The 12,803-nt window shown below is 32.2% G+C and carries 9 protein-coding genes and 2 pseudogenes; 9 read left to right on the top strand and 2 right to left on the bottom strand.

Features of this window, described 5'->3' with window-relative positions; genetic code table 11:
* Positions 1–68 precede the first annotated feature (68 nt).
* Positions 69–257: a hypothetical protein gene (locus tag NIE88_RS21215; protein WP_253065521.1), complete on the top strand. Its 189-nt coding sequence runs from the start codon at positions 69–71 to the stop codon at positions 255–257.
* Positions 258–1,615: 1,358 nt separating this feature from the next.
* Positions 1,616–2,818, top strand: a complete 1,203-nt coding sequence (locus NIE88_RS21210; protein ID WP_253065511.1) for a radical SAM protein — start codon at positions 1,616–1,618, stop codon at positions 2,816–2,818.
* 1,078 nt (positions 2,819–3,896) lie between these two features.
* On the opposite strand, the gene NIE88_RS22925 is transcribed toward NIE88_RS21210, so the two are convergent.
* On the bottom strand, positions 3,897–4,001 hold the full coding sequence (locus NIE88_RS22925; protein ID WP_373689471.1) for a hypothetical protein: 105 nt from the start codon (positions 3,999–4,001) through the stop codon (positions 3,897–3,899).
* A 190-nt stretch (positions 4,002–4,191) separates the two neighbouring features.
* Here NIE88_RS22925 and tnpA point away from each other — a divergent pair.
* The 7 genes and pseudogenes from tnpA (at position 4,192) to NIE88_RS21175 (ending at position 11,971) form a co-directional block, all read left to right on the top strand.
* Positions 4,192–4,574 (top strand): annotated as a pseudogene (tnpA, locus tag NIE88_RS21205) (IS200/IS605 family transposase).
* Between the two features lie 342 nt (positions 4,575–4,916).
* The gene (locus tag NIE88_RS21200) at positions 4,917–6,401 is read left to right on the top strand and encodes an amino acid--tRNA ligase-related protein (protein WP_253065509.1); all 1,485 of its coding nucleotides are present in this window, start codon (positions 4,917–4,919) and stop codon (positions 6,399–6,401) included.
* Positions 6,392–7,909 (top strand): hypothetical protein, encoded by a 1,518-nt coding sequence (locus NIE88_RS21195; RefSeq protein WP_253065507.1) that lies wholly within the window; start codon positions 6,392–6,394, stop codon positions 7,907–7,909. Before NIE88_RS21200 ends, NIE88_RS21195 begins: the two co-directional genes overlap by 10 nt.
* Positions 7,909–9,120 carry an MFS transporter gene (locus NIE88_RS21190; protein WP_253065505.1) on the top strand — a complete coding sequence of 404 codons (1,212 nt, stop codon included), beginning with the start codon at positions 7,909–7,911 and terminating at the stop codon, positions 9,118–9,120. The genes NIE88_RS21195 and NIE88_RS21190 overlap by 1 nt, the downstream gene beginning before the upstream one ends.
* On the top strand, positions 9,107–9,955 hold the full coding sequence (locus NIE88_RS21185; RefSeq protein ID WP_253065503.1) for a M29 family metallopeptidase: 849 nt from the start codon (positions 9,107–9,109) through the stop codon (positions 9,953–9,955). The genes NIE88_RS21190 and NIE88_RS21185 overlap by 14 nt, the downstream gene beginning before the upstream one ends.
* Before the next feature lie 131 nt (positions 9,956–10,086).
* The gene (locus NIE88_RS21180; protein WP_253065501.1) at positions 10,087–11,118 is read left to right on the top strand and encodes a hypothetical protein; all 1,032 of its coding nucleotides are present in this window, start codon (positions 10,087–10,089) and stop codon (positions 11,116–11,118) included.
* Entirely contained in the window at positions 11,108–11,971 is an 864-nt protein-coding gene (locus NIE88_RS21175; protein ID WP_253065499.1) for a radical SAM protein, read from the top strand. Before NIE88_RS21180 ends, NIE88_RS21175 begins: the two co-directional genes overlap by 11 nt.
* Before the next feature lie 206 nt (positions 11,972–12,177).
* Here the strand turns inward: NIE88_RS21175 and NIE88_RS22660 are convergent.
* Positions 12,178–12,803: pseudogene (locus tag NIE88_RS22660) on the bottom strand (IS1634 family transposase); the annotation flags it as partial.

Below are 12,803 nucleotides of genomic sequence, written 5' to 3'. Positions count from 1 at the left end.
GACAATGATATGGTAAAGTGATATAACGAATGCTGAAAGAAATATTATTTTTTGAGAGGATGATAATAATGTTGAAAGAAAGTAAAATTGCAGTGGATTACTTACAGTATGGCGATGTGTGCAAACGTTCCAGATCGGCAACAGTCCTGAGTGCAGATGCTGAAATAGAAAAATTTGAAAAGGATTTATTGGCCTCAATGGAAGAAGAAATGAAAAAAGAATCAAAAGAAGAAACTGCAGTTCACGAAACTTGCTAACGGGGTTTGTTTTAGTCCAATTTGTCTTTGATTTTTAAAAATAATGCAGATTGCGTGGAATTTAATTGCTTAAATGTTAATACTAGAATTGCTAGATAGAGAAATGAATAGTATAAACTAATTAGATTGATGTATAGGTAAACAATAGTTCGAAGTAGAAATTTATCAAGAAAAATTAAAATAACACCCAAGAATGATTCCTCAAAAATTTAAAACAACTTCTAAGAATTCTTTTCACATTTAAATTCACATTTTTCGAAAAGGCAATATCAAAGTATATGTATATGTATGTATGAATTATGAGATAAGACGACAATTAAAAGCTTTAATAACGAGCAATGATTTTTTTGAATTTTCATATCCAAGCTCACATGGAATACGCTTTTAGAATTATTTCAAGGTGAAGGGGCATGAACGGTGATTTAATATGCAGTACAATTTCAGGCGTTATGTGATCTGGGTGACAAAATATCGCAGTCAAGTACCAAACAGGTGTACTGTGGAAATGAACGTAATTCGTATTGTACTAGGATCACTGCATTAGACACCAGTAATGTAAGGCGTGTTTGATAATATACTGCAACAGAATGAGCTAATAGCCTTAGAACCGGCATATATTGTAGCAAGGTTATTTATATGGGCTTGCGGTAATGCCGCGAAGAAAATCGTTTATTATTATCGTAATTAGGAGGATATAATATTAAAAATTAAAGAAAGGGTTTTATTTCTTGTTGAAATTTGTATTTAGTGTCGTTCTTTCAGTGGACTTTAGTCTTAACTATGACTATCTACTGCTGGCATTTGTGTTGTTGCGCAGCCGCTTTTGTGGGTGCGCATTTTAAAAATGTGTGATGACGTTAGAAGAGGATGAACAGGTGCGAATGTACTCCAACTAATTATAATGACCAATTCGGTGAATAGATTGAATGTTTATTTTGTATTGTGTAACAATAAAATATATTATTATTTAATGAAAGGAGAAAGATCAATTTTTAAAGTCGAAATTATAGCAGGTACTTTTACATGGAGAATAACTTTTTATACCTTCTTCGATACCCCAACGATATGATTAGGGATTGAAAAATTCGAAGAGTGTGCTACTTGCCATAACAGAAAATACAAGTAATAAATCTGCTGTAATAATAGTGTTAATAAATATAAATATTATTTATTAACATTAATAGATTACTTTAACAATTGATCAACCGATATAACCAATAATGTAATATCGGAAATAAAAAATGACTCTAGTTAAATCTATTTTTACACATATATACAAAAAGAAAAGTACTTACATTTTTTTTAATGCATCTAATTTGAACATGCTGTCCGCAGATAAAAAAGCATATGGTTTATTTATGAATGAGCTAAGTAACAAAAATGATCAAGAAGAAAACAACGAATTTGAACTATTTGCTCAGAAAGGTTTTTTGATAGACGACAAAATTGATGAAATTTCAGAGGAAAGAAAAAGACGAAAAGTTAGACGAAAGTGTGCTCAAAAGATCAGAAAAAATACAATTGGTTTTATGCGTATTTCGCTTACTGAGAATTGTAATTTGCGTTGCAAGTATTGTTTTGTTAATAGTATTTTTGAAAAAAAAGGTAAGATGGGACGCGATGATTTAATTAAAATAATGAAATGGTTTTTGGAGATACCAAATAATAAGCAACCAGTAATTCAGTATTTTGGTGGAGAACCGCTATTAAAATTTAATGAAATTATGGAATGTCATAGTCTATTGCAACAATGCAAAGAAAACGGACAAATTATATCGTTCCGCGAAGAGATAGTTACAAATGGCACTTTGATGACAAAAGAAATGGCAGAGTATTTTTTGAAAAATAATATTTCAATTTCATTTAGCATCGATGGATGGAAAGAAATCAATGACAGGAACCGAATAGACGCTGCTGGGCACGGTAGTTTTGATCGAGTGGTAAAAGGAATGATTACTTATAAAGCAGCTGGTGGCAGATTAGGAGCTGTAGTTACTCCAACTAACGAAAATATGGAGATTTTCGGGAAAATTATTAAATATTTAGCAGAAAATTTAAAGTGTGAAGAGATTAGTATAAATACACCGCAGCCAACTAAAGATGGGTGGCAAGTTGATGGTAGAAAATTTGCAAAGGCTATGCAGGATTGTTGGAAATATTGCACTGAACACAATATTACTTTGAATCATCCAGCTAACAATATAGTATTCCTCATAAATAGTAAGATACCTCAAACTAATTCTTGCATGAATCTGACTTACGGTGAAGATATTAATACATGGGGAATTTTTGTTACAAGTGATGCACGTATTTCAAAATGTGTTGTTGAATGTGATGAGAGATGCACTGTTAATTTTGATGAGTTTGTTATGGATGAAGAGTACCTTAAGTGGCACTTTGAAGATGATATTAATCAAAACTGTTTTAAATGTCCCGGTTTAAATATATGTGGTGGAGGATGTAGTATTGAAAGATTACTTTCTGAAGGGAAGAATAATATTGAAAAATGTAAATTTTTTAAAACCATGATACCTTGGGCAATACAAAACATGGCAGAGTAAGAATAATATTTTTTATAGAAAATACTTTTTAATGATTTAATAATTAACAATTATTTATTGAATTAAAAAATGACAGTGTTTCCTTTAAAACTATTGAATAAGTTTGTAGTGTTATGTCAAGCTTGTGTATTGCCATCGTAAAGATCCACTTGTGCCATATTTCTGAGTTACTTCGGACAAAGAATAGTAAAGTGGACCCCATTGTCAAGACACATATTTATAAAATTTAAGGTGGGTATTTGGTGGCCTTCCCCATCCTAACCTTGAGACCTGTTTCCTTTGGGGGTCTGTCCAGGGCGACCGTAGGGAGGGCGGAGCCTAAAACCCTTGAAAGGTTCTCCAAGAAATCAGATACTCCCTAATTATCGGAAGGGGAAAGACAAAATTCGCTCAAAATTACCATGGCTCTTTACTTGGCACACCATGCTCTAAAACATGGCACAGTCTGCACTACTTACTCGATGGCAATATGCAAAGCTCAGAAAAGGATTAATTTTTGAAATTACGTCCCTTTGTTTGAGAAAGAGATAACACAAAACTAAGCCTTCATCATTTTTCGAAAATTTGAAGACGTGAAAGGAGTGATGGCTGATCTACTGCCAACTAGTTCGTCTCCCTTGCATGTAGATCAGGTGGTCTAAGAGCAGCACGTCTACTAGTTGAACCAGTTCTCTTGCTTGCTACCTAGATCCCCGTTATACATCACTATGGGTCTGCCGAAGAAACAAGGTTCCTTTAGGAATAGCTATACAAGAGATTGCAAATTCATATTTCCAATTGATTATAGTCTTAAATACGAACAATGCTATTAAATTTTTTACTTATATTCGTATTTCATAGGCAACGTATTTTCTGCCGAGCAGCTCCTAACCTAGTGATGTAACTTCATACATCACTAGGTTAGGAGGCAATGAGAAAACTCAAAAGCGCCTGTAAAATCAGTTTCTCCAACCACTTTTGGCAAATCATAGTGTGGAGATGCGGGAATCCAGGTTGCTAGTACGAGTGCACGTTTATGGCGAAACTCGGGCACTTCATCAAATTTCTTTTGGTAGTACGCCCGCTAAAGCGGATCGTATTACATGACTGAATTTGCAGCTTTTATTAAGTAGTAGCGAAGGTATTCATCTCCGGTAGAGGTGTACGACGTTCGTCCGGTTCGAAAATCGCCCGATTGAGACACTTTCCAGCACAGACTCGCATATTTGGTCCAATTGTGCTTCGTTTTTATAGTAATCAATTTAGTTTCCAAAAGCGGGGGTTAAACCCACCGCCTTTAGCATTATCTATTCGTGTCCATACTTTTGCCAGAGGTGAAAAGTATGGACGGCTATCAGAAAAACGGTCATGCGGTCTAGGATCTCAAGCATCATGTGATCTGGGTGACCAAATATCGGTATCAGGTACTGCGAGGTGAGATTGCTATTCGGTTGCGCGAGCTGATCCGGCAAGGGTGTGAAGCACGAGGAATAGCCATTCTTCAGGGCAGTGTGGGAAAAGAGCATATCCATCTGCTGATCGCTTGTCCACCAAGCCTAGCACCGAGTAAAATCATGCAGTATCTGAAAGGACGCTCATCCAGGCTTCTGCAAGATGAGTTTCCGGAGCTTAAGAAACGCGATACTGGGGTCAGCACTCATGGTCTAGAGGTTATTCCTGTGCAACGGTCGGCAACGTGACAGAAGAAATCATTCGAAAATATATTTCCAACCAGTCGAACAAAGTCAAGGACGATATTTTCAAGATTGATGACTGAGTTCATTCAGAATTCAAGTGTGCCTTGAGCACAAGGCCTTTCAGAAGACTTCAGTCTTGAGCAGCGACTTTAAGTCGCAGACATTTATGTCTGAACCCACTTGCTTTAGTAGGTAGTCGTTTAGAAGATTTCAGCGATCGTGCCGGCTGTGTAACCGGTCTAGACTTTGAATTTGTTTCTTTAGTCCAGCGATGATGAAGGTGTAACCGGCCAGAATGACGTCGATGGAATTTTGAAGGATCTGACCGATCCGATAGGAATTCCGAGCCAATGAACATTAAAGGATATCACGCGTACCCGGGCCAATGACTACTAAGCTCAAGAATACAAGGGGGATAATCAATGAGAACTTTTATAAAGAATATTAGCCCAAATCAAAAGTTAATAGTGATGGGCTGGGTTAAAAGTACAGCGCAAAACAGTTTTATTTTGCATGATATAACTGGAGATGTTCCAATTTTTGCTAACCCAATATATCCGTATAGAACAGTACTGCAAATTGAAGGCGAATATAAAAATGAAAAGTATGGAATTAATGCAAAAAAAATAAATGTAATAAGTTATTGTAGTGAAAGTAAAGTCAATTTATTATTTAATCAGAATCTGAAAGATAATAGAATAAATATACTGAAATATAGTAATTTGTTAAAGCAAGTTGTTAGGGAATATTTAAATAAGCAAGAGTTCATAGAAACGGATGTTCCTTTGTTATGGAAATCTGTCAAAGAATATGGGATGTTTGAGTGGGTTATAAAAAATCCTCTAACAGGAGAAGAAAGGTATAATCTTTTACAGTCACCAAATATTATAAATTTGATATCTTCAATTTCTGGAATAGAAAGGAATTACCAGTTTGCTAAATGTTTCAGGCTTCCCCAAGAGAACTCATGCGCTAGGTCTGACTCGCTAGTTGAGTTTACACAGTTGGCAATTACTGCAGCTTTTATGGATAATGTGAACGGAAAAAAATTAATTGAAGGATTAATGAAAGCTTTAGTAAAGTCAACTCACAATATTGAAATTAAGACTCCGTTTAACGTTTATAAATATAACGAATTAAAAAAGAAATATGGGACAGATCGTCCAGACATGCGATTTAAATTTTACTATAGCCCAAAAATTAGAGAATTTGATAACGATAATATCAATTTGTTAAATATTCCATATTTGAATATAGAAAATTTCTTAAATAAATATATGAAAGGATACTTTGCTTTATGCAAAATTACACATGTTAAATATTTGATTGGTAATTTACATTACGTTACTAGAAAAACTAATAAAAATTATGAGTTAGTAGAAGATGAATTGTGTAAAAAGGGCATTTTAAATGCCTCTGAATTTACATGGCTAGCAATTCAAGGAATCACAGATAATGAGACGAAATATTTATTTGACAGAATAAAAGTTGTGGTAGAGAAATATAAGAAAAATCAAATACCAAGATATTTTTTTTATTGGGTAGAAGATTTTCCATATATTGAAAATACAAAAGCAGGAATTAACGGTCTTAGCCAAAATCTTTTTACCAGAAAAAAAGGCAAAAGATCATATGCTCTTGATTTAAATTTAAACGGATATGAGATGGCTAGTGGAAGTGAAAAAGTGTGTAGTTGCAATGAATTTCTGGAAAGCATACATATGTTTGACTTGCAAAATAATAATTATAAATATTTTATAAATGCTCTAAAATCGGGTGTACCACCAGTCTTTTCGATAGGGATAGGGTGGGAACGACTAATTTGGAAATTACTGGAACAATCTTATATTCAGGATGTTATGCTATATCCTTACGACCAGTCGGGGAGTTGTTCACTATGGAATTAAACAGTAATGTTGACTATAAAATGGATATATATTGTCAGCTAATTGATCGTTTATTTCCAGTGTTAGCTGTACATCATGGACATGTTTTTAATAATAATATCATTTTTGATGAAAAGGAAATTGAGGATGTTTTATTAAAAGCAAAGAAAAAGTTAGAATACGGCACATCACCTTTTTATAATACATTATTAATAAGAGCATTTAAACAAAGAGAAATGGAACAACTTTGTTTACGAGAGTTACATACCAAACCTCAGCGTTGGATTGACAGTTCATTAAGTTTTATTTCTGCTAATTGGAGAACCCCGAAATATTATTTTGAAAGATTTTATTTGCCCGATAATATAGAAATGGCTGCCAATTCTCTGAGAAAAGTTGATGAATACTTATCAGCGGCCATTTTTAAAACAGGAGTATTAGATTGTTTTGATACTATTTCGCGGATAAAATATGAAATGATGTCGATTAAGAAAGTATATGATTCTATGGATATAATTCCAAAATCATTCTATAAAGAAATCGAGATTTTCTCAAATAAATTCATTAATAAAATGATGCTTACAAAAGCAATAAGCCCATTTTGGATTCCACTGGGAAAATCTAATTTTGAAAAGTATTTATTATTAGAAACTGGTGTACAAATGGAGAGTGATACAGTTATTAATGACTTGGTGTATTTATTAAAATACATAAAAAATTGGGAATACATTCCTGATAAAAGTAGTATAAAACAAATAACACCACAAACTTTATATTCTAATTTAAATAAAATTTTTAAACTGTTCTCAATTAATTCCGAAGAAAAGAATAGATTATTAAATAACTTGAGATACGCAAATAATGAAAATATACTATGTTACAATGTGCCGCTTAATTTTGTCTATGTAGCTGATATGTGTATAAATACAGAAAAAGATGATAGTTTTGTCTTTTTAAACCGAAATATCAAATTAACAGAAAATAATATTTTACTTAAGATTGCGCATGAAATTTATCCGGGACATTTATATACTGATCTCCTAAGAAGGAATTTTCGTAAAATTAATCGCATTATTGGTAATAAAGTGATTGATGAAGGATGGGCCAAATATTCTGAATTTTTGGTGTCATTAAAAAGTGATTCAATAGATGTAAGAAGTGCATTTATAAATAAATTAAAATTTATTGCTGAACTTGCATATGCATCAATGTTTGTACATACAAGCGGAAAAAATGTAAAGCAATGTATCGATAACGTCATAAATGTTTTAAATGTTAGTGAAAATCAAGCAAAAAATTTAATAATTCAAGTATATAAAAATCCGTTCGAATCAATTGACTATATATTGGGACTTGGAATTGTAGTTGCATTAATTAAAACAGAATTGAGTATTGACTATAGTAAATTAATTTTAGACATAAATTATCTATATCAAAATATAATGGACTTTAATGCGGTCTACTCGTATGAACAAGTGAGTATAAGGAGAATAAAAAAAATTATAGATGTGTTAAAGGAGAGTAACTAATGAATATAGAAAAACGATATTCATTCTTTTTGGGGAATGTGTTATGTAGCTATAGCTTTATTGACATGATATATGGTGCGGCGTATATAATTCTTATGAATCAGAATCACTTGAATGCCTTTGAAATTAGTACTGTAATGGCAATTAGTTCAATTAGTTTAGCAATTTTTGATTACCCTAGTGGAAACCTTGCTGATATTTTTGGACGTAAAAAAATAACATCCATTGGTTTTATTATTTGGGGAGTAGGACTTATCGGATTTGCATTGTCGAAGAATGTAATCTCTTTTTCTCTTTTCACTTTGATTTCATCGGCGGGTATTGCTCTAATAAGTGGATCGCCCCAAGCGTGGTATATCGATAAACTAAAAGAAATTAATAAAGATTCTTATAAGAACAGAGTGGTGCCAATATTAAATGGTATAATATCAATCTTTGCTGCAGCTGGAGCAATGTTAGCGTCTATTTCTAATTTATTTAATGTATCTTTGGCAATTATTATTGCAGGCTTAACAGCGATCATTGTTGCATTAGTGGTATCTGCTTTTTTCAGTGATAATTATGGAGAACGACTTGAACATTATTTTGTAAAAGAAATTGTTACATCAACAAAAAACTTTTTTAAGGATGGAACTATGATTCATCTATTGGGCTATTATCTTATCGATAGTATGCCACTAACTGCGTTCCTTTTAGTATGGCAATTGTATGCAATAAACGTAATTAAAATCAAAAATGAGTGGATTGGAATTATGTTGGTTATATTTATGTTGGTTCAAGCACTTGCTAGTTTTTTTTCAGGAATAGTCGTAAAAAAAATATCGAATTTTAATTTGACTATCTATGGTGAAATATTGAGTGCTATTTCATTATTCTTGATTTTTACTGCAAAAAGTAATATATTATTATACTTTTTCTTGATTTTAGTGTTTGAATTTGGGCTTCAGCTTATTCAAACTAATAAAAGTGTTTGGATGCAAGATTTAATTAAAAGTGAAAAAAGAAGTACGTATACCTCTGCTATCACTGCTATTAACTCCGGAGTTGGTTTTGTGTTGACGTTAATATTTGGAATGTTAATTGAACAATTAGGCTATAAGGTTATATGGCTACTAGCAGGGATAAGCCAGTTTATAGCATTGTTGTACATTTTAATATTTATAAAAAAAATATTGATAAAAAAAGTTGATAATCAAAATGTACGATATTAAAAAGTATATAAACAACTATTCAAGAATTACCATTTTATATAGTAATTGTCATAAAGACATATATTTATATTATATGAAAAAAATTCGCTCATGGGGGAAAAAAGCTAAAGGAGTAGATTGTTCTATCTTAGAAAGTATCAACCAGTTAGTGATTCATTGTGAATGTATAATAGTTATTAATGAGATTGACATTGGTGGGATTAATTTGGACTATATTTTTCATGAACTCGAAAGAAATAATAAAGTTATATACTTAGATTTCGGCAGGAATAGTGAATGGAAAGATAAAAAAAGAATATTTAGTATTAATGATACTAAGTTAATAAATCGTAACAGAAAAATTAGCAATCTATTTTACGGGTGTAAAAATTTGTCTGTTATTACTCGAGAAGGGACGAGTATAAATTTTGAATTGCAGAACAGTATTGCGGTAAGAGAGGATGCTGTATCTATGATAAAAGAAAAAATTCTACAATTTCCATATGGAGAAATATTTTTTCCGATAAAAGCTTACACTGCTAATGGAATACTTAAGCAAAATGAAAATATAGTTACTATTAGAAACGGCGTTATAGTAAAAAATCACCAGATAACACATGTTCCAATTTCAGAATTTGGGATTGGAACTAATGAAAACATATTACCAACTGTAAATTTAACAAGTAGGGAAAAGTCATTAGGAACTTGTCATTTTGGATTTGGCAGTAATAAAGATTTTGGCGGCACGATTGAAATGAATATTCATTTTGACATCGTTATTACTAATTTTATCTGTTACGAAACACGAAACAATAATATCCTTATTGACACTGCAGGTATAAATAATATTTTCTGAATTTTATTATTCAAAGTATACTATAAAATTCATAGGAAAGTTATTAATTCTCAATAAGGTTTGACAACCGTCGCAATAGTCATATATTTGTGAGCAAGTAATACGATAATAATCCATAATTGGAGACAAAGATGAATAATAATTTATATAAAATTAAAATTGAAAAATATTATAACATATGGAAAATTGATGTATGTTTTGAGATCGAAATAAGTGAGAAGAACCCAAGAAATAGATTTTTTTTCAATAGTTCATTGATTGTAGATTATTGCGTCAACGAAAAATGCTTCAATGTTCGGTATGATATTATAGATAATGTATTAACCGTATATTACACTGGAGTCATTCATATTGGATATAAAATATATGGAACGCTATATATTGCAATCCCTAAACTAAATATACCATATCCTGAAAATAGAAACTATATTTATAAAGTTATGATATGCTCTGAATGCCATGAAAAATTTATTTTTAACCATGTAAACGACATATATAAGATGCTCATTATAGATAAGCAAATGCTACTTGACAAGCTTGTTTGTATTAAGAAATCGGTTGTTTGCCGTTCCAACTTTCAAAATAAATTAAATTTGGAATTAGCAAAATTTATTGAATATTTCGGGCTTTTTAAATCAAATGCTAATGTGGATATTTACATAGCAAAAGATATTAACTCATTAGGATTGGCATATAAAGAAATTATTTTGCTAAATGAAAAATTAATAAAAAGTCCAATGGCTATGTTTTTTAAATACGTAATACATGAAATATTTCATCAGTTGATAGGTTTTACGATTGAGTTTAAAGATGAATTTATGTGTGAAACCCTAACGGAATTTATGCAATTATTGTATATACAATGGAGATTTAGTAAAAGAATATACAAAAAATATAGAGATCACTATATTGAATCCCTTCCTAGTGATAAAGATAAATATTGTGCTGGAGTATTGGTGTGGGAAATGTTTTATAGAACTCGTCTAAAAAATAATAAAGAATTAAAAAAATTTTTAATTACAATGGAAAACGCTAATCAAATATGGGACTACGGAAAAATTTGTTTGTTATTAAGAAAAATATATAATTATGATTTTGAAAAAAAAATAAGTATCCTAAACTCAAAATCAATAAGAATGGAGAATAAAACTAATGATTTCTGAATTATGCGTTATAGTTAACGATACGTGCAATTTAAAATGCAAATATTGTTATTATGAAACTAATATTTACAAGCAAAGCTATAGATATATTAATAAGTATAACCTTTTGGATTTTATAGATAGGCTTTGTATAACCAAAAAAATAGATAGAATTTCATTTACTGGAGGTGAACCATTCCTCTATAAAGGATTGTGTCAACTTGCAATTGCAGCGAAAAAATATTGTAATTCCATTTCAGTATATACTAATGGAACGCTGATATCTGAAGAAGATATAACGTGGTTAAAGCAAACGAATGCGTATTTGTATATTTCTGTAGATTGTCCTGATAGAAAATATGTTGAGGATCATCGAGGCGGGTATGATAAACTTATTAAAAATTTAGATATGTTAAAAAGTCGTGATTTTAATAATATAGTTTTCTCTTGCGCATTGACTAGGTTTAATGTCTATCGAATGGATGAAGTATTAAAATATGCTACTAAACAAAATGCAAAATTAGAACTGGATGTCATTTATAATAGTCCCAATAGTGCTTATAATTGGGATGCTGAAGAAATACATTTATATCCTATTAAAAAAATATTTGATAAGGTTTTTAATGAAAAAAATGATTTTCATTGGAAATTATTAAATTATTTAATTTCAGGGCATAAAATTAAAAATTGCCGACATTTAAATGATAGGTTGATAATAAATTGTGATGGAAATATTTATCCGTGTTTTCATGCCAGAAAATTTCTTGGTACTTGTAATGAGTCTGCAGACGTAGTTATGTGTAGATTAAAGAAATTTGAAAATGAAAATTCCATATGCCATAGTTGTAAGTTATGCTGCTTTAACGAAATTTAACAAAAGAATATTAATTGGGGCTTGCTGAACGTATAAAACGCCCATGTCCCGCTTTGAGGGGTGCGGGACACCACCACTCATGAAAATGTAAGGATGCGTTTTCTTATATGCTGGAGCTCGAGTTCGACAGTCATAGATACACGAAATCCCAAAAAAATGGCGTGATGATGCCTCTTTTCGAGATTTTGGTTTCCCCTGGTGTGTGTCTATGGTTTTAGATCCATTTTGATGATCTTCTGAGGGGCCTTGATCCCTAGATCCTTCAGGGTTTGTGACTGTTTCGCAGTGAGCTCTGTCCGTTGATAGAAGGCACCGTTTTTAGAAAAAAATTTGCCTAAAACCAGTTGATCCATGAGGCGTCTGAGTGCTCGCCAGCTATCACCGGTTTTGAGCTCGGCCAGACGGATTAAAAGCAGGGCCAGCCAGTTCATCAAAACATGGGTTTTGATCCGATCTTCGACCCGATGATACATGGGACGAAGGCATAGGGTGGATTTTAATGTTCGGAAGCCATTTTCTACGGCGATTAGATTTTGTAGCCCAGGGCCACTTCTTCAGCAGACAGGGAATCATCTGACGTCCGGATCAGATACTTGCCGTCATAACGTGCCGCATCGCGAAGCGCTTACCGGTTAATTTTTAACTGTCCATCCTTCAACTGGCGAAGATACCGGCCATATAACTTGTGAGATCGCAAGGCGCAGGCCGCTTTCGTATGCTTTTTCTCTGGCAACTGATGCAGCTCTTCCAGAGCCGTCTCCAGATCCTGAATCAGGCGTTCACGTTGCTTTTTTTCCTTTTCTGCTTCCTTGGGATTATAGGCCACCACAAA

The organism is Sporolactobacillus shoreicorticis (assembly GCF_024125445.1).
Taxonomy (GTDB): domain Bacteria; phylum Bacillota; class Bacilli; order Bacillales; family Sporolactobacillaceae; genus Sporolactobacillus; species Sporolactobacillus shoreicorticis.
The sequence above is the reverse complement of the archived record's forward strand: the minus strand, read 5'-3'. Positions and strand labels throughout refer to the sequence as shown.

Coding starts and splice junctions, on each gene's coding strand:
- NIE88_RS21180 (WP_253065501.1), top strand. CDS start 10,087: ATGAATAATAATTTATATAAAATTAAAATTGAAAAATATTATAACATA.
- NIE88_RS21195 (WP_253065507.1), top strand. CDS start 6,392: ATGGAATTAAACAGTAATGTTGACTATAAAATGGATATATATTGTCAG.
- NIE88_RS21200 (WP_253065509.1), top strand. CDS start 4,917: ATGAGAACTTTTATAAAGAATATTAGCCCAAATCAAAAGTTAATAGTG.
- NIE88_RS21185 (WP_253065503.1), top strand. CDS start 9,107: ATGTACGATATTAAAAAGTATATAAACAACTATTCAAGAATTACCATT.
- NIE88_RS21190 (WP_253065505.1), top strand. CDS start 7,909: ATGAATATAGAAAAACGATATTCATTCTTTTTGGGGAATGTGTTATGT.
- NIE88_RS21210 (WP_253065511.1), top strand. CDS start 1,616: ATGAATGAGCTAAGTAACAAAAATGATCAAGAAGAAAACAACGAATTT.
- NIE88_RS21175 (WP_253065499.1), top strand. CDS start 11,108: ATGATTTCTGAATTATGCGTTATAGTTAACGATACGTGCAATTTAAAA.
- NIE88_RS21215 (WP_253065521.1), top strand. CDS start 69: ATGTTGAAAGAAAGTAAAATTGCAGTGGATTACTTACAGTATGGCGAT.